The 20,885-nt window shown below is 36.1% G+C and carries 26 protein-coding genes; 8 read left to right on the top strand and 18 right to left on the bottom strand.

All coding sequences use genetic code 11. The features are described from left to right. Window positions 1-258 precede the first annotated feature (258 nt). The 6 genes from H0173_RS21820 to H0173_RS21845 form a co-directional block, all read right to left on the bottom strand. Window positions 259-828, bottom strand: coding sequence for a TlpA disulfide reductase family protein (locus H0173_RS21820; RefSeq protein ID WP_221848904.1), 570 nt, complete (start codon window positions 826-828; stop codon window positions 259-261). 96 nt (window positions 829-924) lie between these two features. Further along, the gene (locus tag H0173_RS21825; RefSeq protein WP_221848905.1) at window positions 925-1,704 is read right to left on the bottom strand and encodes a hypothetical protein; all 780 of its coding nucleotides are present in this window, start codon (window positions 1,702-1,704) and stop codon (window positions 925-927) included. Between the two features lie 154 nt (window positions 1,705-1,858). After that, window positions 1,859-2,635: an ABC transporter permease gene (locus H0173_RS21830; RefSeq protein ID WP_221848906.1), complete on the bottom strand. Its 777-nt coding sequence runs from the start codon at window positions 2,633-2,635 to the stop codon at window positions 1,859-1,861. Then, window positions 2,632-3,543 carry an ABC transporter ATP-binding protein gene (locus tag H0173_RS21835; protein ID WP_221848907.1) on the bottom strand — a complete coding sequence of 304 codons (912 nt, stop codon included), beginning with the start codon at window positions 3,541-3,543 and terminating at the stop codon, window positions 2,632-2,634. Before H0173_RS21835 ends, H0173_RS21830 begins: the two co-directional genes overlap by 4 nt. Next, entirely contained in the window at window positions 3,543-3,743 is a 201-nt protein-coding gene (locus H0173_RS21840) for a PLD nuclease N-terminal domain-containing protein (RefSeq protein WP_221848908.1), read from the bottom strand. Before H0173_RS21840 ends, H0173_RS21835 begins: the two co-directional genes overlap by 1 nt. Before the next feature lie 123 nt (window positions 3,744-3,866). Further along, window positions 3,867-4,190 (bottom strand): DUF4870 domain-containing protein, encoded by a 324-nt coding sequence (locus tag H0173_RS21845; protein WP_221848909.1) that lies wholly within the window; start codon window positions 4,188-4,190, stop codon window positions 3,867-3,869. A gap of 250 nt (window positions 4,191-4,440) precedes the next feature. Here H0173_RS21845 and H0173_RS21850 point away from each other — a divergent pair, with 250 nt between their 5' ends. From H0173_RS21850 to H0173_RS21865, 4 genes are all read left to right on the top strand, one after another. Beyond that, window positions 4,441-5,220 (top strand): undecaprenyl-diphosphate phosphatase, encoded by a 780-nt coding sequence (locus H0173_RS21850; protein ID WP_221848910.1) that lies wholly within the window; start codon window positions 4,441-4,443, stop codon window positions 5,218-5,220. A 33-nt stretch (window positions 5,221-5,253) separates the two neighbouring features. Continuing rightward, window positions 5,254-5,841: an undecaprenyl phosphate transporter UptA gene (gene uptA, locus H0173_RS21855; protein WP_221848911.1), complete on the top strand. Its 588-nt coding sequence runs from the start codon at window positions 5,254-5,256 to the stop codon at window positions 5,839-5,841. A gap of 94 nt (window positions 5,842-5,935) precedes the next feature. Next, window positions 5,936-7,060: an amidohydrolase gene (locus H0173_RS21860; protein ID WP_221848912.1), complete on the top strand. Its 1,125-nt coding sequence runs from the start codon at window positions 5,936-5,938 to the stop codon at window positions 7,058-7,060. A 298-nt stretch (window positions 7,061-7,358) separates the two neighbouring features. Further along, window positions 7,359-7,922 carry a GNAT family N-acetyltransferase gene (locus tag H0173_RS21865; RefSeq protein ID WP_221848913.1) on the top strand — a complete coding sequence of 188 codons (564 nt, stop codon included), beginning with the start codon at window positions 7,359-7,361 and terminating at the stop codon, window positions 7,920-7,922. A 75-nt stretch (window positions 7,923-7,997) separates the two neighbouring features. Here the strand turns inward: H0173_RS21865 and H0173_RS21870 are convergent, their stop codons facing one another. Both H0173_RS21870 and H0173_RS21875 read right to left on the bottom strand, forming a co-directional pair. Beyond that, window positions 7,998-8,156 carry a hypothetical protein gene (locus H0173_RS21870; RefSeq protein ID WP_221848914.1) on the bottom strand — a complete coding sequence of 53 codons (159 nt, stop codon included), beginning with the start codon at window positions 8,154-8,156 and terminating at the stop codon, window positions 7,998-8,000. Window positions 8,157-8,355: 199 nt separating this feature from the next. After that, window positions 8,356-8,511 (bottom strand): YflJ family protein, encoded by a 156-nt coding sequence (locus H0173_RS21875; RefSeq protein WP_221848915.1) that lies wholly within the window; start codon window positions 8,509-8,511, stop codon window positions 8,356-8,358. A 156-nt stretch (window positions 8,512-8,667) separates the two neighbouring features. Here H0173_RS21875 and H0173_RS21880 point away from each other — a divergent pair, with 156 nt between their 5' ends. Then, a complete protein-coding gene (locus tag H0173_RS21880; RefSeq protein WP_221848916.1) occupies window positions 8,668-10,038 on the top strand; it encodes an MATE family efflux transporter in 1,371 nt (456 codons plus the stop codon). 41 nt (window positions 10,039-10,079) lie between these two features. Here the strand turns inward: H0173_RS21880 and H0173_RS21885 are convergent, their stop codons facing one another. Then, window positions 10,080-10,853 carry an SDR family oxidoreductase gene (locus H0173_RS21885; RefSeq protein WP_221848917.1) on the bottom strand — a complete coding sequence of 258 codons (774 nt, stop codon included), beginning with the start codon at window positions 10,851-10,853 and terminating at the stop codon, window positions 10,080-10,082. Window positions 10,854-11,310: 457 nt separating this feature from the next. Between H0173_RS21885 and H0173_RS21890 the strand changes: the two genes are divergently transcribed. Both H0173_RS21890 and H0173_RS21895 read left to right on the top strand, forming a co-directional pair. Continuing rightward, a complete protein-coding gene (locus H0173_RS21890) occupies window positions 11,311-11,790 on the top strand; it encodes an Hsp20/alpha crystallin family protein (RefSeq protein WP_221848918.1) in 480 nt (159 codons plus the stop codon). 41 nt (window positions 11,791-11,831) lie between these two features. Beyond that, window positions 11,832-12,308, top strand: coding sequence for an Hsp20/alpha crystallin family protein (locus tag H0173_RS21895; RefSeq protein ID WP_221848919.1), 477 nt, complete (start codon window positions 11,832-11,834; stop codon window positions 12,306-12,308). A gap of 48 nt (window positions 12,309-12,356) precedes the next feature. Here the strand turns inward: H0173_RS21895 and H0173_RS21900 are convergent, their stop codons facing one another. The 5 genes from H0173_RS21900 to H0173_RS21920 all read right to left on the bottom strand — a co-directional run bounded on the left by H0173_RS21900 (window position 12,357) and on the right by H0173_RS21920 (window position 16,908). Then, window positions 12,357-13,121: a CAP domain-containing protein gene (locus tag H0173_RS21900; RefSeq protein WP_221848920.1), complete on the bottom strand. Its 765-nt coding sequence runs from the start codon at window positions 13,119-13,121 to the stop codon at window positions 12,357-12,359. Between the two features lie 340 nt (window positions 13,122-13,461). Then, window positions 13,462-14,859 carry a sensor histidine kinase gene (locus tag H0173_RS21905; RefSeq protein ID WP_221848921.1) on the bottom strand — a complete coding sequence of 466 codons (1,398 nt, stop codon included), beginning with the start codon at window positions 14,857-14,859 and terminating at the stop codon, window positions 13,462-13,464. After that, on the bottom strand, window positions 14,856-15,533 hold the full coding sequence (locus tag H0173_RS21910) for a response regulator transcription factor (protein ID WP_313770684.1): 678 nt from the start codon (window positions 15,531-15,533) through the stop codon (window positions 14,856-14,858). Before H0173_RS21910 ends, H0173_RS21905 begins: the two co-directional genes overlap by 4 nt. A gap of 43 nt (window positions 15,534-15,576) precedes the next feature. Further along, window positions 15,577-16,563 carry a YncE family protein gene (locus H0173_RS21915; RefSeq protein ID WP_313770685.1) on the bottom strand — a complete coding sequence of 329 codons (987 nt, stop codon included), beginning with the start codon at window positions 16,561-16,563 and terminating at the stop codon, window positions 15,577-15,579. 78 nt (window positions 16,564-16,641) lie between these two features. Next, entirely contained in the window at window positions 16,642-16,908 is a 267-nt protein-coding gene (locus H0173_RS21920) for a hypothetical protein (protein WP_221848923.1), read from the bottom strand. Between the two features lie 123 nt (window positions 16,909-17,031). Here H0173_RS21920 and H0173_RS21925 point away from each other — a divergent pair, with 123 nt between their 5' ends. After that, a complete protein-coding gene (locus tag H0173_RS21925) occupies window positions 17,032-17,271 on the top strand; it encodes a DNA alkylation repair protein (protein ID WP_221848924.1) in 240 nt (79 codons plus the stop codon). A 26-nt stretch (window positions 17,272-17,297) separates the two neighbouring features. On the opposite strand, the gene H0173_RS21930 is transcribed toward H0173_RS21925, so the two are convergent. The 4 genes from H0173_RS21930 to H0173_RS21945 all read right to left on the bottom strand — a co-directional run bounded on the left by H0173_RS21930 (window position 17,298) and on the right by H0173_RS21945 (window position 20,666). Next, window positions 17,298-18,119, bottom strand: a complete 822-nt coding sequence (locus tag H0173_RS21930) for a hypothetical protein (protein WP_221848925.1) — start codon at window positions 18,117-18,119, stop codon at window positions 17,298-17,300. Between the two features lie 148 nt (window positions 18,120-18,267). Further along, complete coding sequence (locus tag H0173_RS21935) at window positions 18,268-19,197, bottom strand: CobW family GTP-binding protein (protein WP_221848926.1); 930 nt, start codon at window positions 19,195-19,197, stop codon at window positions 18,268-18,270. Continuing rightward, window positions 19,194-19,595: a hypothetical protein gene (locus H0173_RS21940; RefSeq protein ID WP_221848927.1), complete on the bottom strand. Its 402-nt coding sequence runs from the start codon at window positions 19,593-19,595 to the stop codon at window positions 19,194-19,196. The genes H0173_RS21935 and H0173_RS21940 overlap by 4 nt, the downstream gene beginning before the upstream one ends. 132 nt (window positions 19,596-19,727) lie before the next feature. Continuing rightward, a complete protein-coding gene (locus tag H0173_RS21945) occupies window positions 19,728-20,666 on the bottom strand; it encodes an LCP family protein (protein WP_260631315.1) in 939 nt (312 codons plus the stop codon). Window positions 20,667-20,885: the final 219 nt, after the last annotated feature.

The raw sequence follows: 20,885 nt of genomic DNA on the forward strand, positions 1-20,885 counted from the left end.
TATTATCTAGAGGAAAAGAAAGTTGTAAAGCCCTCGCCGTTCCGTCTGCGGGGTCTCGACCTTTCCTCTATTTCCCGCAGGAGTCAAGTGCCTTCCGCTCCAATCCACTCTGTACTTTCAATATTTATAAAATAGCAACATTCTTTTGAAAGAACCATTTTAATAAACGAAATCCATTTATCTATCAAGAGAAATTATCAAATCAAAGTCAAAAAAACTGCATGGTGAATGAATATAACCATACAGTTTTTTATTTACTTATGGCAGCCGCAGGATTTCTTTCTCCATGGCGTCTTCATCTACCGCTCCTAATACCTTTTTTCGAATAACTCCATCTGAATCAATGAAAAAGCTTGTAGGATAGGCCATGATGCCATACTGTTGGAATACTTTACCGTTTTCATCAAGCGGAACTGTGAAGGTAAGCTTATAATCTTCAACAAATTGATCGACATTATTTCTATTTTTTTCCGATGTTGTGACATTTACGGCAAGAATTTCAAATCGATCATTTTTGTATTTATTATGCAGCTTTTCCATATGTGGCATTTCTGATTTACAAGGAGGACACCATGTTGCCCAAAAATTTAATAGAACCTTTTTTCCTTTATAGTCACTTAGCTTGACTGTTTTCCCGCTAATGTCAGAAAGCTCAAAGTCAGGAGCTAATTGCCCTTCCTCAATACCAACCTGTAAATTCTCCAGATTATCGATCTTTTCGTATTTCTGACTAAAGTTTTTTACAATCCCTTTATCTTTGAGTACCATTTTATCAACAATAAATAAACATAGTACGATAATGCCAGCAACAAGAAGAAACTTCTTCATAGAACACCTCTGAGATAGACAAATCTATATTTTCATTGCCACTATCATACTATATTAACTTATTGTATATCAAAAACTATGGCCTATAGGCTTTGCTTAGTGATTTGAATAACTTAATAATTTTGCTAAGATGGCATACAATAACAGCTTGTCCTCATTAGATAGTTTGTGCTGAAAGGTTAGAACTGGGGTGTTTGGGTCCTTAAACCAATTGCCGCAATGAAGTGGCATCCAGCCTCTTCTCAACCTCGCAATTAATATATTATTATCATAAATCTGGCAATCTGTATAAAGAGATGATTGATAAACCATTATTTGCTTTCCCTGCTCTAGCTCAAACATATAGTTTTTTCCTGATTTTTTATGTGTGACTTTTGATATTATATTAAAATTCTCATCAGTTATTGCAATTTTTCTCCTTTTAAAAGTAAAACTCCCTAAAAGCTGATTTGCTTCATCGTAAATCCCATATTTCTTATTTAAAAGTCTGTCAATAAAATATGGCAAAAACCAACGAAATGATAAGAAGTGCAAATCTCTTATTTCCCCCAGCTGCTGTCCGCTCGAATTAAATAATAGCATTCTTAAAGAAGGAGCAGGCATAAATGTAATGAGCACCTGCTTTTCATCAAATATTCGAAAATTAGTTATCACCGGTCTGCTATTATGAATTTCCTTAGATCGCTGATCATTTAATAAATAATCGTGATAGCAAATCAGACTATAAATTAAAAAGGGGATCATTGCGAATGGAAGCATTCTATTTGGCATAACAATTAATCCGAATAGCAATATAAAAAATGGCGGCACTAAAGAAGCTACGCTAGCATTTAAGGAAATAGACGCTGTTTTTCGATAGAAATCTTGTATATTCATGTCCCAATCTCCCAACATCCTTTAAGGAATTTCTAAATAAAATTTAATAGAGTCTCTTTATATATCTATTATTGGTCATGGGAAAACATGAAAAAATTATTCAACTCTTTTATTAAATATTGAATACTAACTAAAAAGAACCCAACAAGGGTTCTTAAGCAAGTTCTTTTCTCATAAAGATTTGTACACTTCCAGCAAGCAGCACAACGATCGCAACAATTGCCAGTATCATGGATATGATTGCTTCCGTGGAAAACACGCCACTAAATAAGAATTGGCTTGTATATGCTGGAAGCTGCGCAGGGCTCCACTCTAGCCATTTTGCAAATAGATTTGTAATTAAACTAACAAAGATGACAGTTAATAGAGTTACAAAGCCAACTGCACCAGGAGATTTATATAATGCATTAAAAAAGATTGTTAGTGTTAATACAAAAGATAGCCAAATTCCATTCAATATAAAAGACAAAATAAAGTCTGTAAATGGAACTGCTTCGAATAAAATAACTACATAATACCAAGAAAATACATAAGCAAGGAAAAAGGAAATCCATAATAACAGCATTGCCCCTGCCCATTTTGCCGTAATATATGCTGAGTATGATACAGGCTTGACTAATATTAAGCCAGCAACACCGCTTTTTCTTTCTGCTGCGATAATTCCCATAGAAGCCAAAACAATAATTAACACGCCTAAAGTATTAATCTGGCTAAGAATAGAAATTAATACTTCGGATGCAGACGGCACTGGCAGCTGAATGATCGCACCATCAGGCAATCCGCCAAGAGAATCAAGGATTTGCGGTAAATAATACAAGGTTAATGGCTCTTTAACAGCAATCAAAATAAATACAATTGGAACCCAAATCCATTTAAAATTTCTAGCCATCTCGACCATTTCTTTATTAAATAATACCTGCCATTGTCTCATTTTTGCACCACCTTCATAAATACATCCTCTAGGCTTGTTCTGCTAATCTCAAATTTTAGCAGTGAGAGATTTTTATCAACGATTTCTTTCAGGATTAGGTTTTTTACACCTTCTACATTGTCAGCCACAATACGAATTGTGTTTCCTTCAGCGGTAACGTCAGAATTCTTCACAATGGCAGAAAAATTCTCCGTAAATTCCTCGGCATTCCCTTTAAATTCTAGCTCGATTTTTGCCTGCCCATGCTTTTCACGAAGTTCTTCCATTGCTCCCGACTCAACAATCTGACCATTATGCAAAAATAGGATCTCATCACAAACCTCTTCTGCATCATTCAAAATATGTGTAGAAAAAAGAATCGTCGTTTCCTTTTTTAATCTTTCAAGCAATTCGAGAACTTCTCTGCGGCCAAATGGATCAAGGGCTGATACAGGCTCATCAAGCATAACTAATTTCGGTCTATGAATAATGGCCTGTGCGATTCCAAGCCGCTGCTTCATTCCTCCTGAATACTTGCCAATCCGGCGGTTTTTAGCATCTGCAATTCCAACCATTTCAAGAAGCTCTTCAGTTCGTTTCTTTGCTTCATTTTTTTCAAGCCCTGCTAGTTTTCCTGCATACTCTAGAAATTCACGTCCTGTCATCCATTCATGAAAAACAGGATGCTGAGGCAAGAAACCGATCCACTTCCGAAAATCAGCTCCTTTCTCGAGTCCATCAAATTGAATACTGCCAGAGGATGGTCTCATAAGTCCTGAAAGCATTTGCAATGATGTTGTCTTCCCTGCACCATTGGCTCCTAGCAGTGCAATACACTTTCCCTTTGTTAATGAGAAATCTAATCCTTTAATTACTTCGTGATGCTTAAAACTCTTTTTTAAGCCTGTGACAGTTACAACGGCAGTCATCACTGATTTCTCCTTCCAAGCAAGAAATACAGGATTGGACCGATGATATTAATAAATAAAATGATGAGTGCCCACATCCATTTAGGCCCCTTTGTATTTTCAATACGCACTAAATCAATCAAAGCGACAATCAATAATACAAGCTGGATAACAATAATAGGTGCAATAATTGCCCAATTAATGCTTTGCAGTAATTCCATATTTATTTCCCCCAAAATGATCAATTATTTTTTGTTTTCAGCTATAAGACGCTTTAGTTCGAAAATCGTTCATAAAAAAATAAAAAAAATCTAGAAGATTTTTAATCTCCTAGACAAGAACCTTTATCTAATGATTCTAAATACTAACGGAATTTTGTATTCCTTTCCTTCGTAGGCCTTCACAGCCGCCACAATTGTAAAAATAAAGGCTAAAATGCCCGCAATCCACATTGTGACAAAACCAATAAGGACAATTGTTAAGATGCCACTAATTAAAACATAAACTCCATAAGAAATGACAAAGTTGAAATATTCCTTCCCATGTTCGTCAATAAAAGACGATTCATTTCTCTTTAAGAGCCAGATAATCAATGGGCCCACTATAGTTGTAAAAAAACTTGTTACATAAATTGCTGTTGCTAATAGCCTTTCATCTTGAGATGGCATTAGTCATTCCTCCATTTTCCCTGTTGAAGTCCAACCCTCAACTAATTTAAGATTCTAAAAATAATTCCTCTTACGATACTATTTACGCTTTTATTATCGAAATGTTTCATTATTATTTTACTTATTTTTTATTTCTGTCCTTAAATAATCCTTTTTCGGTTCTTGTTTAGGACAAGATGAATAAACTTTGTAAAGACAACTTCTACTTTATAGCGTAAGAGAAGACTTTTTTAAAGGGTGATGCTATTTGATGTCAAAGCTTGAAGCCTTTATCCTCGGAATTATACAAGGCCTTACTGAATTTCTTCCTATTTCGAGCACAGGGCATTTGTTTTTAGGCCGGCACTTGTTTGGTTTAGATGAGGCGGGTCTATTTCTCGATACGATGCTGCATGTCGGAACATTGCTGGCTGTTCTTGTCATTTATAAAAATGAGCTGCTGCAAGTGTTGAAAAATCCTTTTGGCAAGCTTTCTATGCTATTAGTCATTGGCACGGTTCCGGCAGTCATTGTCGGTTTTTTATTTAGTGATTTATTCGATTCTATTTCGAAGACAGGCGTTACGATTGGCTGGGAATTTTTATTTACTGGGATGATTCTTTGGTTCTCAGATCATATTCGAAATGGTGCAAAGAAAATGGATAGCATTACATATGGAGATGCTCTTTTCATTGGCACTTTTCAAGCAGCTGCCATTTTCCCCGCTGTTTCTAGATCTGGATTGACGATTGCAGCAGGACTATTCAGAAAACTGGATAGAGAAACCGCAGCTTACTTCTCATTTTTATTATCTATTCCAGCAATAGCTGGCGGAATCGTCCTTCAATTTGGTGAAATGCTCTCAGGGCGTACAGAAGCCATTTCTCTTGGAAGTTTGTTTGTTGCAACGCTATCTTCTGCATTATTCGGGTATATGGCTGTAGTTTGGATGATTAACTTTCTAAAAAGAAAATCACTCAAGATTTTTGCAGTCTATGTATGGATTCTGGGCATCTCAATTATTATTCTTCAAATGACAGGTATTTTCTAATATTCCATTTGTGGGCATAAAGGGGTATTTCATATGAAAGAATTGATCCTTTCCATTTTTGACTTGCTGTCACAGCTTGGGTATTTCGGTATTGCCCTCGGCCTTATGGTTGAAGTGATTCCGAGCGAAATTGTTTTAAGCTATGGAGGCTATTTAATCAGTACAGGAAAAATACATTTCATTGGCGCACTAATTGCAGGTGTCATAGGAGGCACCTTCGCTCAGCTCTTCTTATATTGGCTCGGTGTGTATGGTGGCAGGCCAGTGCTTGATAAATACGGGAAATTCTTATTAATTAAGAAATCTCACCTAGATGCGTCGGAACAGTGGTTCCAAAAATATGGGACAGGTGTCATTTTTACTGCGCGCTTTGTCCCTGTTATTCGGCATGCCATTTCCATCCCAGCCGGCATTGCGAAAATGCCGCTCTCAACCTTTACTCTCTATACAATAGCTGCGATGATTCCATGGACTGTTTTATTTTTATTATTAGGAATGGAGCTAGGTGACCACTGGCGGGATATTAAACAATATGCACAACCATTCTTATTCCCCATTATCATTCTTGCTGTCGTTGCCGTTGTCATTTATTTTATTTATAAAAAGACACAGGATAAATAATGAAAAATTACCAATTTGCTCATGATTATTCCTAATTAGCATCATTATTGATAAAATAGAAAAAAATAATTGTATAGTGCTAGAGAGGAATATTATGACAAAAATATTATTAAAAAACGCCAATGTGTATCCAGTTACTTCGACTGCTTATTATGGCGATGTTTTAGTGGAAAACGGAAAAATTATCGAAACAGGAAAAATATATGATTCAGATCCTGATGTATATGTGATCGATTGTCAAAACCATTATTTATTTCCAGGATTTATTGATGTCCATACCCATCTCGGCTTATATGATGAAGGAACAGGATGGGCAGGAAATGATGCCAATGAAACAGCGGAACTCATGACTCCTCATGTTCGTGCAATGGATGGTGTTTATCCTCTTGATCCCGCGTTTTCGGATGCTGTTAAATTTGGAATAACAACCGCTCACATTATGCCTGGAAGTGCGAATGTCATTGGCGGGACAACATCAGTTATTAAAACAGCAGGTAAAAATATTAAGAAAATGCTTGTACAAGAAACAGCAGGCTTAAAAATTGCCTTTGGAGAAAATCCAAAACAGATTCATAGCCAAGGCAATAAAGATTCACTAACCAGGATGGGCATAATGGGCAAACTTCGGGAAACTTTCTATGAAGCCAAATATTGCGACCATCCCGAATCATTACGAACAGCCCCTATTATTAAAGCCTTAAAAAGGGAAATTCCAGTAAGAGCCCATGCTCACAGGGCAGATGATATCATTTCAGCAATTCGTTTTGCAGAAGAATTTGATCTAGATTTACGGATTGAGCATTGTACAGAGGGGCATTTAATTGCAGAAGAGTTAGCTGGCCTTGATTTAAAAGTATCTGTCGGCCCTACATTAACTAGACGTTCTAAAGTAGAACTTAAGAATAAAACATGGAGAACATATCAAGAGCTCACTAACCATGGTGTAGAGGTATCCATTACAACAGATCATCCTTATACACCAATACAATATTTAAACCTTTGTGCTGCCATTGCTGTTCGTGAGGGACTGTCAGAACAAAAAGCTTTAGAGGGAATTACAATCCTTCCTGCAAAAAATCTGCGGATCGATCATCAGCTCGGCAGTATTGAAACTGGAAAAGATGCTGATCTAGTTCTGTGGAGCCATCACCCTTTTCATTATCTCGCAAAACCAAAGTGGACAATGATTAACGGAATTTTCGAATATATTGAATCGTAAAAAATGTTGAAAATTACTGTTGAAACTTGTTGAAAAAAAGACACAAAAAACCTATTTCTTTTTTGATCATTTTTTAGTATTATACGATAGTAAAATAGTTTTTATAAATTTTGTAAGAACAATAAAATATCGGAAACGATAAAATAGGGAAGGCAAATGGTGCGCCACCAGTCAAACTGGTTCTAGTGGGTTCGATTCCCACCCCGAAATTTTTTAGCAACATACAAAAAATTTCGAGGGTGGACCGTAATCTCTATTTGGCATGGAGAAGGACTGTCCTCTAATTGGAGGGATAACCTTGCTCAAGAAACGTGATTTTCATGAATGCCATGATTTGTTTGACTTAATGACGCATCCTGATGTCTTCCCTTTTGTTCGCCAAAAAGCCTATTCCTATGATGAATTTGTCTTTATTACAAAGCAAACCATTGAAGCTGAAGAACGTGGAGAATTAATTTCACGCACCATTCTTGATGAGTGGGGTGCTCCGATTGGGACTATTAATCTTTTTGACATTGAGGACAATGCAGGATTTTTAGGAACATGGCTTGGAAAGCCTTATCATGGCAAAGGCTACAATAAACTAGCCAAGGATGCATTCTTTAACGAGCTTTTTTATGAAGTTGGAATTGAAACGATCTATATGCGAATCAAAAAGGAAAATATTCGTTCACAAAGGGCAGCTGAAAAGCTTCCATATGTCATTTTTGCAAATGAAACGAGAAAGCTAGTCTATGAACAGCTGAATGCCAATGGTTTCATTTATAACCTGTACGAAATTCCTAAAGACTTATATACTTTGGAAGTTATGCGAAATGGAGCTTCCACTATTCAAGAAGCTTCTCATCTTATGGAAGCATAATAGAAAAAGCAAAGAGCCAATGAAATCCATTGGCTTTTTGCTTTTTCATTTCCTATTTTTATTCATTTTATATCGTTAATCAGTAATTGTGGAATCCATTTCATCGTACTTTTCACTTATTCCCATTTGTAACATGAGGTCATCTAATTCTTCATTTGTGAGAGTTTCAAACCGGCCATCTTGGTACAAAACTTGTGTTTGATTTGGATTAATTCTATTCAATTGAAAACTCATGTTTTTTCCACTCCTTTACTAGATTAAACTTGTTAGTGTGTGAATTCTAAATGAAGCATTTCTTTGTACATATATTTCACTAAAGAATCTCTTTTCATTCATGATTTTTAAAAGTTCGCATTATTGCAAAATCACTTCAGCTAACTTGTTGCATACCAAAATAAAAAAAGCTCCCTCTATTCAAAGGAGCTTAAAAAAATTATTCTGACTTTTCTTTTTCGATTAAATCATGATAAAGATTTCTAACGATGTAAGTTTTATACGATTCCAGTTTTCTCAATTCAATTGGATGTCTTTTAATACCAGCTTCCTTTAACTGCTGAATATACCAGCCCTTTGATCCTTTATAGGCCATTTTTATTCCCCTCCCTATTGCTTGTCCATATTCATATATATGCACCCAAACTATGTTCATGTCTGTCGACAGAGAAATATCACAATATTTTTTCATTTTTTCAAACTGAAATGTGATATAATTTCTTTTTCGAACTATTTTTGGAAGGGACTTAAGATGAATCAAACATTTACAAAAAAAGATAAATTAAAGCAATTGCTTACAATTTTAATACCCATTTTAATTACACAGTTGGCCATGTATTCCATGAGTTTTTTCGACACGATGATGTCTGGTCACTATAGTTCTAAAGATTTAGCTGGCGTAGCCATTGGGTCCTCATTATGGATGCCTGTATTTACTGGACTTAGCGGCATTTTAATGGCAATTACGCCGATTGTTGCGCAGCTGATTGGCGGGAGAAAAAAGAATGATGTTGCCTATTCTGTAATTCAAGGGATTTATCTGTCTATTTTCATTTCAATCATTGTCCTCATTGCAGGCAGCTTGGTTTTAAATCCGATTTTAAATGCTATGGACTTAGAAGAAATTGTTCATGTTAAGGCACATGATTATTTGGCTGCTCTTGGGTTCGGGATGATCCCATTATTTGTATATAATGTGCTTCGTTCATTTATTGACGCATTAGGAAAAACTCGGGTAACGATGTTTATTACTTTAATGTCTCTGCCAATCAATGTTGTCTTTAACTACTTTCTCATTTTTGGGAAATTTGGATTTCCAGAGCTTGGAGGAGTCGGTTCGGGCTATGCAACAGCCATTACCTATTGGCTGATTACGATTATTGCCTTTGTCATAGTTCATAAATATACTCCTTTTTCATCCTATGGCATTTTTCGAAAACTTTATTTAATATCATTAGCAAAATGGAAGGAAATTCTTATCATTGGCGTGCCAATCGGATTTGCGATTTTCTTTGAAACGAGCATTTTTGCTGCTGTTACCCTTTTTATGAGTAAATTTAACACGGCGACTATCGCTGCTCACCAGGCAGCATTAAATTTTGCTTCCCTTCTTTACATGGTTCCATTAAGTGTTTCAATGGCTTTAACGATTGTCATTGGATTTGAAGTTGGGGCAAAGCGCTACAAGGATGCAAAGGAATATAGTTGGATGGGAATATCTATGGCCGTATTAATGGCTTTCATATGTGGCGTTGTCTTGTTCTTTACGCGTTCTGAGGTTGCAGCTATTTATTCAAAAGATGGAGAAGTGATAAACTTAACTGCTCATTTCTTAATTTTTGCAATCTTTTTCCAGCTTTCAGATGCGATTCAGGCACCCGTTCAAGGAGCATTAAGGGGCTATAAAGATGTTAATATTACGCTTGTTATGACGTTAATTTCTTACTGGGTTATCGGGCTTCCATTCGGATATGTTTTGGCGAATTTTACAGACTGGGGCGCATTCGGGTATTGGATTGGTCTAATTGCCGGGTTAGCAGCGGGGGCTATTTTTCTCGCAAGCAGGCTTTTCCTTATTCAACGAAATCCTTTAAAGAAACTACAAAAAACACAGGCTAAATAAAGATGGGCTGCTCATGCACCCCATCTTTTTCATGTAATTATTTAGTCTCTAAATGCCTTTCCTAATACATCTTTCCCACCAGTTATAGGAATAATGCTGCCTGTTATAAAATCAGATTTTTCATCGATCAGAAACGAAATGACTCTTGCAATATCTTCTCCTGTTCCCGGCCTGCCGACTGGTGTTGTGGCATCCTGTACTTCTGCAGCCTGATCAATATCTCTTTCCTTCCATTCTCCAGTAATATCTCCAGGACAGACCATATTGGCAGTAATATGGTGTTTTGCTTCTTCAAGTGCAATTGTTTTCGTTAATGATGCAGCTCCGCTTTTGGCTGCTGCAAATGCTGAGCGATAAATCCAGCCAGGTGCTGTCTCCACTCGTTCAAACCCAACCGTAATGATGCGTCCCCAGCCTCTTTCCCTCATACCTGGCATTAATAATTTGGCTAAATAAAAAAGAGCATTTAAGTTTCCATTAATGATATAATTCCATTCACTAAAGGAATAATCTGTCATCACTTTTCTTTCATGCATATACGGACCTGCATTATGCACTAGAATATCTATACAGGTTAAAGCGGAGATGGCTTCCTCTGCGACACGCTGGCATTCCTCCAGGTTGGCAATATCTCCGCCTATGGCAATATTTTTTGTACCAAATTTTTCTGTTAGTTCCTCGGCCAGTGAGACAGCTTCCTCTTTGCTTTGACGATAATTGATTACAAGATGAACACCATTTTCAGCTAGCTCATAAGCTGTTCTTCTGCCTATTCCTGTTGCTCCCCCTGTTAATAAAGCTGTTTTTCCTCTCACAATAATACCTCACAGTAACAAATATTTTTTAAGCTCTGTTAAGCGTAGTTGTTGATTTCCGCTGCAGGTACTCGCTTTCCGCGGGCGGTCCGGGAGCCTCCTCGTCGCTATCGCTCCTGCGGGGTCTCCCTATGACTCGCTTTTCCCGCAGGAGTCTCGTGCCTTCCGCTGCAATCAACAAGTGCAAAAATCAACGTTCTGCTTTAACAAAGCCATTTTTTTAAAACCTTTATAACCAATATACTATTAAGAACATCTATGATATGCAAATGAAAAGAAATTCTCCTAAAATTTCAACTATTTCAGGATTAAATAGAAATCCTTTATTCTTATGTGTTCGAAGTCTCTTTCATATATTTTATTAACGATTAGGCGAGTACCTGCATACTTTATAGCATACGATGAATTTAGAAGAAGTTTGGTTTTCTGGAAGCTGCTTCAAAGGAGGATTTGTTCTATGTTTCCTTGGTCCTTATTTCCATTTAATAAAGATATGAAAAATATGATGAAACAATTAAAGCCAGAAGAAATAGATAAATATGTACAAAGTATTATGGGTCAAGTGTTTCCCCAACAGCTACAGGGAATGATGCCACAACAAAATTTAATGCCAGGCTTTAATATGAATCAAGATACACCGCAAAGTAAGGATTCCACTTCACTTCCCTCATCCGTCTTCGAAACTCATAATGATGTATTTGTGAGAATACCAATAAATAATGAGCAATGGCTGAAGGACATGAGAATTTATCATACTTCCAATCAAATGATTATTGAACATATACCAGAACGAGAAAATAAGCATACAATCATACTTCCTGCACTTGTGAAAAAAAAGGGAGCAACCGCCTATTATAAGGACGGAATGTTGGAAATGAAAATTCCGAAGAATATTGATATGCAATATTCTGAAATTGATGTGACTGAAATTATGTAATTAATTGAGCAGGCTGTGAATGAAAGATCGGAGGAGATTCCATGGATATGGAGAAGTTAAAACAATGGCTAGAATTAACACAACAATATCAGTCTCAAAATTTTTGGAATGAAGTATTTGACGGTAAGAAGGAATTTCCTGTTCAAGCTTCTGAGCAACAAGTAACAGATTTTTTTTCAAATCAAAATATTTTTCCTCGCTGTGATGTTTATGAAAATGAAAATGGATTGGTTGTTGAAGCCGAGCTTCCTGGAGTTGAAAAAAGTGATATGAAAGTATTTCTTCAGCAAAGAGAGTTAGTTATTAAAGGTGAATGTAAAACGATGCAGCAGTCGATAAAATATTATTTAAAGGAAAGACCAAACAGAGCTTTCGAAAAAAAGATTGTTATTCCAATACCTATTAATCGGCAGGAAATTAAAACTTTTTTTAATAACGGAATATTAACGATCATCCTCCCGATGAATCGGACAGAGGAAGAAGATATCCCAATCGAAGTTGATTATAATAATAGTTAATAAAGAAAAAAGAGCAGTTCTCACACTGCTCTTCTTTACGTCAATCTATTATTTTCCAATGAATTGTTGTGTCCAGTAGTTGCCATTTGCTACATAGCCAACACCAATATGTGTAAAGCTTGAGTTTAGGATATTCTTACGGTGACCTTCACTGTTCATCCATGCATTAACGACTTCTTCTGGAGTACGTTGACCCATTGCGATGTTCTCACCAGCTGTACGGTATGTGATGCCAAATTGCTTCATCATATCGAATGGAGAACCGTAAGTTGGACTGTTATGATCAAAGTAGCCTTTTGTTTGCATATCGACTGATTTTGCACGAGCTACTTTACTTAAGTTTTCATCTAACTTTAATGCCGGTACTCCATATTTTGCACGCTCTTTGTTTGTTAATTCAACAACCTTTTGCTCGTATGCACTTACAGATGATGATGCAGGCGCAGCTGGAGTCTTAGCCGGCTGTTGCTGTACAGGCTTTTGCGCTGGTTGTTGGACTGGCTTTTGTACTGGTTGTTGGACTGGTTTCTGAACTGGCTTTTGTACAGGCTGTTGAACTGGCTGTTGCTGTACTGGAGCCTGTACTACTTTATTATTAAAATCATTTAAATTGAACTGAATATTATAGTTTTTAAGATATTGCTGTAGCATGCTATTTATTTGATCATAATTTATATTAGCAGATTGAGAGTAATATACTTTTACTTGCTCTTGTGTTGGATAATTTGTTGCTGCGTCCGCCTTGTGTACAACTGGGTTAGACATTAATAAGGCTGCTGCAGCTGCTACTGAGAAAATCATTTTTTTATTCATCTATTAAATCCTCCTTGAAGTGAGTTTTAATGTGTTGTTGTAACTTGCATAATCATCATAACACATCGTTTTTCGTAATATTTTTAGGAGAATTTAGCAATTTCCTTATTTTTAGAGCTGCTAGAGAATAAAAAATCTCAAGTAACTATTAAAAGCCTTTGTCTAATAGGTTTGATAATAAATAGACTGGAATAAAAATACTTGTATATATTCCCCTCATTTGGATAGGCAATTAAACTCCTACCAGAATAATACTAAAAAATGAAGGTTGACAGTTTTTTATTGAGCTAACTTGTTTTACTATTATTACGAAGTTATTACATGTATGATCAGAAAATCTCTAAAGATCCATGACTGGAAGAGTAATGCTCACAGTAGTTCCGATCCCTATTTTGCTTGAGATCGAAAGCTTTCCGCCGTGAAGATTAACAATCTTTTCGACAATCGCGAGGCCAAGCCCTGTTCCGCCATCCTTCCTTGTTCTTCCTTTATTCACTCTGTAAAACCTCTGCTTTAATTTATTAATATCTTCTGAAGGGATTCCTATGCCAGTATCATTAATTTCTAAGCAGCAGCCTGACTTTACCTTATAAAGCTTTATAGTAATTTCTCCATTATCTGTGTACCGAATAGAATTATCCATAATATTTTGGATAATTTGTTCCATCCTGCCTTCATCCCCATTTATGATAATTTCCGGATCAAGCTCGTACACAAGATTAATTTCCTTATCACTTAATACTGGCCGATACTTTTGCAATGCGTCCTCAATTATCTGCGCAAGAGGCAGAGGCATTTTTTCCAGCTTAAATTCTTCTGAATCTAATCTTGATAAATCAAGCAGATCGCCAACCAGACGTTCCATTCTACTCGCTTCACGATAGATTAGCTGAATATAGCGATCATGGTTACCTTTCTTTGCAATTCCTGAGGTGAGCGCTTCACTATATCCTTTCACATAGCTTAGAGGCGTTCTGAGCTCGTGAGATACATTGGCAAGAAATTCTTTTTTCCTCTCATCTTCCCTTTGGATAGAGGATGCCATATGATTAAAGGCACTAGACAGCTCTCCAATTTCATCTTTTGACTGATTGTTGATTTTAATTGAATAATCCCCTTCAGAAACACGCTCAGCTGCAGCTTTCATTTCTTTAAGCGGTTTTGTCAGCCTTCTGACAAGAATAGTGCCAAAGAAAATAGCTATTACTAAAAACAAAACAGCCGCAATCATCCATAGGTAGGCAAAATCCTTCGTTACTTCTGAGATTTTTGCTAGTGGCAAATATAAATAAATAATTCCCTCTAGCCTGCTTTCATCCAGAAGCGGAATGACTACAGCCATAATATTTCGGTCAAATCTCTCTTCATATCCGATCTTTTGAACTGGTTTTCCTTTTAACAGCTCTTCTCTTTCCTTGCCGGTAATTAAGGCTTCATAATCTATATCAAATGGTAAGCAAGCACTTAACTCTCGAGGATTGCTGACAATAAAAATTTCAGATTCAGATTTTGTCCCGTACCATTCAATTTTATCCTTTAATTCATCAGTTAATGGGCCCCCATCATATTCACTCGCAAGACGCTGCCCCTCTTCTATTAACGACGTTTCTACATTTTTTACATATAGCTTTTCATAAAATAAATACGATAAAAAGTATGAATATATAATCGTAATCAAAATGGCTGCTGTAATCGTCAGCCATAGCTTTTTTGCAATGCTATTTGTAATAGACTTCATTTGGAAGGCACCTCAAATTTATAGCCTATCCCCCAGACAGTTTGGATATAGTCCCCCACGCCAAGCTTCATCCTTAAGGTTTTAATATGAGTATCAACTGTTCTAAGGCTTCCTATGTATTCGATTCCCCATACTAAATCAAGAAGCTGTTCTCTGCTCAAAGCCTGTGATTGATGTTCAACAAAACATTGCAGCAACTCAAATTCTTTAAGTGTTAATGAAATGCTCTCTCCATCTACCATTACTCTTCTTGCCATCCGGTCAATGATTATTTTGCCAATATGAAGTTTTGTATCCATCTTAGTAATTCCCGTTCTTCTTAAAATAGCCTGTATTCTAGCAATCAGCTCACCAGGACTAAATGGTTTTACAATATAATCATCTCCGCCAATCTGAAGCGCCTTGACTTTATCCCATTCTTCTCCTTTGGCAGATAGAAAGATGATGGGCGTATCGTATTTTTCTCTAATCTTCGTACAAACTTGAAATCCATCTTCATGCGGCATCATAATATCCAAAATAATTAAATGAATGGTATTTTGTTTTAAGATCGAATAACCTTCCTTCCCGCTTGCTGCAGACAAGCAGTGAAATCCGGAATTCTCTAGATACATTTCAACAAGATGTCTCATGTCTTCCTCATCATCAATAATAAGGATATTAAGCTTGTCCAAGTTCATTTTCCCCCTTTTTTATCGCTCTAGTCTCCAGGGGCCATTATTTATGTGCTCCTGCTTCTCTCAATACAATTTGAAAAGGTCCTTTCCCAACAGGGATTGTTTTGATTATGTTTAAGTTTTTAGGGTCAACAATATGAATATCATCGCTATCATAACCGGCAATTAATAAATAATTATGTACCACAGTCATCTCAAATGGATTTGCTCCAATTACTTTAGAATCGATGATTTTTCCATCCTCATTTAATTTATAAAGCATGCTTGATCCGTGGCTTAATGCAAATACGTTTTGTTTAAACTCCAAAAAGTTAACAGGCATAGTTGGAGCAGGAATCTTTTTAATTAGATCTCCCGTTTTTAAATCATATACATGAATATCCTTTTCAACAGTGGCACCGGCACCATGACCTCCAATCCAAAGTTCATTTCGGCTATCATTTAGCCATGCTCCTGCAGCTGCTGGATGGATATGAAAGGTTGAAATCTTCTTCATATTTTTAAGGTCAATTACTGTTAATCGTTCTTTACTAAAGCTTAAAACATAAAGCATAGGTTCCTTTTTTGATTCAAGGATGGTTAAGGGATTCTTTTCTGTACTTATTTGCTCCTTTTCTTCTCCAGCCAAATTGAAAAAGCGTACTTTCCCTAAATTTTGATCCGCAAATGCAATATAGGAATTGGAATGAAGCAGCTTTGCATTAACAATCCCTTTACCTGTCTTCCAGCTGTTTATTTGTTTACCTGCCTTTAATGAATATAAATCAACGGTTTCAACCTGCTTGCCGTATAATAAAATCGTATCGCCATCGGGCAAAATTACAGCACCTGTATAAGGTTTACCCAGCTCCCAGTTCTGAAGCTTTTCCTGATTATCCAAATTAATAAAAGAAACTGTCATATCCTTTATATTGACTGTTGCTGCAATAGATAGATCTTCTCTAATAGGCGGATATGTATGTTTGGAGCAAGAAGACAATGCAACAACAGCAAAAATAATGAGAATAGTACGGAATAGTATAGGCACGTTCTTCTCCTCTTTAATCTTTTTCCTTATTATATGGCCTATATGTGATTAAACTGTGAAGTCCACTATGAATAGTGCTCACTGTTTTGTGAACACCATTAATTCTTCATGAAGACTGATAAGAGCAACTTTACTTTGCTCTGCCAATTCTGATTCACTTATTCTCTTTGTCGCCATTTGATATTTTTCTATTGGTGTTTTACGAACTCTTGGATGTGCATTTTCATCCTTAAGCTCTCTAATGATTGCCTCTTTTAATACTGATTCTGCAGATTCATCTGATACTAATGGGCGATTCTTCCATAGTTTTCGATATTCTGCTAATAAAAAGTCAAAGTCAGTCATGTTCATTTTCCCCTTTTTATGAATGTAGTCAGCTCCGTGTAGTTTTGTCCTAACCTATTTTTACATAATTAAATTAGCGAATGCAAAAAATAGTTTAAATGAAGTTGAAAGGAGTTAATTTTCATGAGTACCCCTTATTGCTGCCCGAATTGCAAAACAAATAGAAGCAGATTCAATATTATTAGACAGGTACCTCAATCCGTTAAATTAGATCCGCAAACCGGAGATGTGATTGAAGAGTATTCAAACGAAGACTTAAGCCCTTTTCATATGGCATACAGAGGACCGGAGATTAAGGTACAATGCGGCTCTTGCGGATTAATAGAGGATGAAAGAACCTTCATTAAATTTGGAGAACGCTAAAAAATGAAAAAAACTTGAGATTATTCTCAAGTTTTTTTCATTTCTTGTAAGAATCGCACACTGTCGATCTTCCACGGATCGGCATGTGAAAACCGAACTAAGTGTATGGAGCCTTTAAAAAATGTTATGCCTTTTTCTTGATTATGGATATCAATCTCAACCGGAACTTCAATCGTCAATTCATGTGCAAGATCCTCAACTGGTAAAATAGCCATCCGGTTTAAATTAATATTTTCAATCTTAGGTAAATATTTTCGTTTAAAATTTTGCAGCGAGAAGGCAGAAATTATTTTTGGATCCTGCTGTTTATATCCTGCTATATAAGCACTGACTATTTCATATGGATCAGCATTACCAGCATATTCATCGAGTTTTCCGGCTGCTTTTAAAATCATTAACTTGTGCGACAAATCCATAAAATTTGTTCTATGGGTAGTACTTCCATAAAAGTGAATACAGAAATGACCAGGAAAGTTATTTTCTAGAGCTCCGGCACCATGAGGCATTCCATGCATAGAGGCAGCAATCCATTTATCATTATGAATGACTATAATAGCTCTTCTCTTCCAGCTCCATTTCCCATTATAAATGTCTTTCATTATTTTAGTTTCTCTTGAATTAAGCGGCTGGACATCGGCATGATGACTGCCTGCACGCCTTTGTACTTTAAACTTTTTACCTGTTTCTACATCCAAGACAGTGAACTTGCTGAATTTAGGCACGAGCTTATTGACTTGTTCCCAAGGGATCATTTCTATTTCATATCCAATGCCAGCCCTATCATCATTGGCTTGAACATCATTAACTAATATTGGAAATATTAGCAGGAAGGTAATGAAAAACTTCATTGTCTCCACTCAATTTCTTTAATAATTTATGGCTTTTTATTACCATATTTTTGCGCAAAGAGTATATAGTGTTCCTTTAAGAAAGTTTTCCTAAAAACAGGCTTATGTATTCATTTTAAACAGAAAAAAATCGTGTTAATTCACACGATTAATCCTGAGTTTTTCTATTCCTCTCTAAATATTGCAGCCGTTTTTCAATGTCTTGCCAATTTATTTGTTCCCCAATAAACACTAAATTTAACGGCATATTCATATTTTCTTGTAAGTAAATAGGCATTCCATATGAATATTGAAAAAGGAATGGATATTTGGAATATGAAAACCTAATATATCCTTTTATCCGATAAATAGTATCCGGTAAATTCCGTAAAACATCTTCAAATTCTTCTTGCTCTATTGAATGCTCAAATTTATAGACAAACGAACTTAAGTTTAAGTCATTTGATATATGAGCAGTGACTGGGGCCCCTTTTTTGCTAAAAGACAGTTTTTTAATCATATGGATTGGAACTTTTGCATATGAAGTTAAAATAGAAAAAGCGTGAGCGTTCAGTCCTTGTATTTCCATTGAAAGTCTAGATTGCTCTGCCTCAGTTAATTCATCAGTTTTATTAAGTAAAATTAAATCAGCATGACGAACCTGCTCAATTAATAGCTGCTGAACTTGAGGACTAAAATTTTTACGGTCAAGCCATCTTTTCCCATCAACGACAGAAATAATCCCCTTCAAGTCAATCTTATCGGCAAATAACGGGGAAAGGACCGCATCTAATACTTCTACCGGGTGAGCAGCACCAGTTGCTTCAATATAAATAACCTCTGGTTTCTCAATCATTAGCAGACCCTGAAGCTGGGCTTCGAGCTTGTCCTGAATCGAACAGCATATACAGCCATCAAGCAGTTCCTTTAATGGTACATCCTCTTCAACTGCATCCGAATCAATTGAAACTTTACCTAATTCATTCATCAGAACAGCCACTTTTCGATTTTGCTTTTTTTCCTCCGTTAGAAGCTGCTTTAACAATGTTGTTTTTCCGCTCCCTAAAAATCCTGCTAATAAATATATTTCAGTTATCATTTTTCTTCCAGCTCTCTCCTATGATCTTCATATATTTCATCAATCAATTGTTTTAATTTAACTTCCAGCGCTTCTAGACTAAAACTTATTACACACCCAACATGATGAAACATTTCCTGTTTACATTTCCATATAGGAATATAACCATTTGGAAAATATACTTCATTTTTTTCTACACCTATTTCTAAATAGGATTCGTAACCATCTAAGAATAGTTCTTCAATTCGGGCAGGCTTTCCTTTTCTTTCACGTACGAGCTCAATGATAAATGTTTCTCCTAATGAACGAAAATCATTTTCATACATGTTTTGCAGTTTTCTGCCTATCTCCATACATTTCACTTCAATACTTGCTACCTCATCCTTTATTTGTTCATTAAGGTGAACAATTTGTTTCAAGAAATCACCTCATAACTGCTCCTCTTTCTTACAAGGAGCTTCACTATACCTAAAGTCACATTTTATCTAATTTGCTCAGTTCTTACAATTAATTCGACCCGAGAAAAGAGAAAGCGGGCATGTGCCCGCTGTTCAGTTCTTACGAAGGAATTGCTTTATAGCTTCTTCATTTTCATTTAGATCGAGCTGCAGTACAGATCCAGCATGTTGATAGTGCTTATTTTCAAAGCTGTTTGAAACAGGCACTCTTAATGTTTGAATATCATTAACAGGATTAAGGAGAAAGCTTGCTCCCATTGAAAAAGCTTCATCAAAATTGAGATCTGTCTCCACATTTTGCAAAGTTTGTTTAATAATTTCTGGAAACTTCGCAATTCCATCAATGGATGAAAATTCATCGATTACCTGGTTTTTTAACGAGATAAGAATCTCCTGCTGCCTATTAACCCTGCCAAAGTCGCTCATATTATCATGACGGAATCTGACATATGAAAGCAAGTCTTCTCCATGAAGTTTTTGCTTACCTGGCATTGCACTTAATTTCATATCGTCAATCATTGCTTGTGTGACTTCAACATCTAGACCGTTAGGTGCAATTGTATCCATAACGTTAATAAATCCTTTGAAATCAATAATAGCAATGTGATCTACCTTTACACCAAAATTCTCCTCTACTGTTCGTTTTAGTAAATCTTTACCGCCTAAATAGTAAGCGTGATTCAGCTTACTAAACGTCATAGAGTGATTGGGAATTTTCACATAGCTATCCCTCATTAATGAAACAAGCTTAAGCTTTTTTTCCGCAGGTTCATACCGTGCAAGCATGATGGCATCCGAGCGGGAACTTCTTTCTCCTCTGCTATCAATACCAATCAGCAAGAAATTTTTTGGTTCTTTTGCCATTTTAAATGGAGTTACAGGAGCTGGAGAAATATTTCTTTCAATCACTTTTTCAATTACAGATTTTGATTTTGCCACATCTTTTTCCTGAAATTTAGTCTCTGAATTAGATGTTGAACAGGCAGTTAATCCGATACAAACTAACCAAAGAATGATCCAGCGTTTTATCAAACACATCACCTCTTTATATGAGAAAGCTAACAGAGGAAACACATATTGGTTACTTTCATTTTTGGAAAATAAGGATCATCCTATACCCGGTGTGTTTTGTAAATATAAAGGCTGTTTTCGTAAAGTTTGATGTTTTTAATAATGAACACTAGACCGTTCCTTTCCGCTACAGGCACTTGCTTTCCGTGGGGAGGAAGTCGAGCCTCCTGATATGAACGA

The organism is Bacillus sp. S/N-304-OC-R1, assembly GCF_019749375.1.
Classification (GTDB): domain Bacteria; phylum Bacillota; class Bacilli; order Bacillales; family Cytobacillaceae; genus Cytobacillus.

Bases quoted from the DNA above. Each gene is read 5' to 3' on its own strand.
- H0173_RS21920 (WP_221848923.1), bottom strand. From the start codon at position 16,908: ATGACTGACTTTGACTTTTTATTAGCAGAATATCGAAAACTATGGAAG.
- H0173_RS21840 (WP_221848908.1), bottom strand. From the start codon at position 3,743: ATGGAATTACTGCAAAGCATTAATTGGGCAATTATTGCACCTATTATT.
- H0173_RS21900 (WP_221848920.1), bottom strand. From the start codon at position 13,121: ATGAATAAAAAAATGATTTTCTCAGTAGCAGCTGCAGCAGCCTTATTA.
- H0173_RS21925 (WP_221848924.1), top strand. From the start codon at position 17,032: ATGAGTACCCCTTATTGCTGCCCGAATTGCAAAACAAATAGAAGCAGA.
- H0173_RS21830 (WP_221848906.1), bottom strand. From the start codon at position 2,635: ATGAGACAATGGCAGGTATTATTTAATAAAGAAATGGTCGAGATGGCT.
- H0173_RS21860 (WP_221848912.1), top strand. From the start codon at position 5,936: ATGACAAAAATATTATTAAAAAACGCCAATGTGTATCCAGTTACTTCG.
- H0173_RS21935 (WP_221848926.1), bottom strand. From the start codon at position 19,197: ATGATAACTGAAATATATTTATTAGCAGGATTTTTAGGGAGCGGAAAA.
- H0173_RS21850 (WP_221848910.1), top strand. From the start codon at position 4,441: ATGTCAAAGCTTGAAGCCTTTATCCTCGGAATTATACAAGGCCTTACT.
- uptA (WP_221848911.1), top strand. From the start codon at position 5,254: ATGAAAGAATTGATCCTTTCCATTTTTGACTTGCTGTCACAGCTTGGG.
- H0173_RS21835 (WP_221848907.1), bottom strand. From the start codon at position 3,543: ATGACTGCCGTTGTAACTGTCACAGGCTTAAAAAAGAGTTTTAAGCAT.
- H0173_RS21930 (WP_221848925.1), bottom strand. From the start codon at position 18,119: ATGAAGTTTTTCATTACCTTCCTGCTAATATTTCCAATATTAGTTAAT.
- H0173_RS21845 (WP_221848909.1), bottom strand. From the start codon at position 4,190: ATGCCATCTCAAGATGAAAGGCTATTAGCAACAGCAATTTATGTAACA.
- H0173_RS21825 (WP_221848905.1), bottom strand. From the start codon at position 1,704: ATGAATATACAAGATTTCTATCGAAAAACAGCGTCTATTTCCTTAAAT.
- H0173_RS21880 (WP_221848916.1), top strand. From the start codon at position 8,668: ATGAATCAAACATTTACAAAAAAAGATAAATTAAAGCAATTGCTTACA.
- H0173_RS21870 (WP_221848914.1), bottom strand. From the start codon at position 8,156: ATGAGTTTTCAATTGAATAGAATTAATCCAAATCAAACACAAGTTTTG.
- H0173_RS21890 (WP_221848918.1), top strand. From the start codon at position 11,311: ATGTTTCCTTGGTCCTTATTTCCATTTAATAAAGATATGAAAAATATG.
- H0173_RS21895 (WP_221848919.1), top strand. From the start codon at position 11,832: ATGGATATGGAGAAGTTAAAACAATGGCTAGAATTAACACAACAATAT.
- H0173_RS21905 (WP_221848921.1), bottom strand. From the start codon at position 14,859: ATGAAGTCTATTACAAATAGCATTGCAAAAAAGCTATGGCTGACGATT.
- H0173_RS21875 (WP_221848915.1), bottom strand. From the start codon at position 8,511: ATGGCCTATAAAGGATCAAAGGGCTGGTATATTCAGCAGTTAAAGGAA.
- H0173_RS21820 (WP_221848904.1), bottom strand. From the start codon at position 828: ATGAAGAAGTTTCTTCTTGTTGCTGGCATTATCGTACTATGTTTATTT.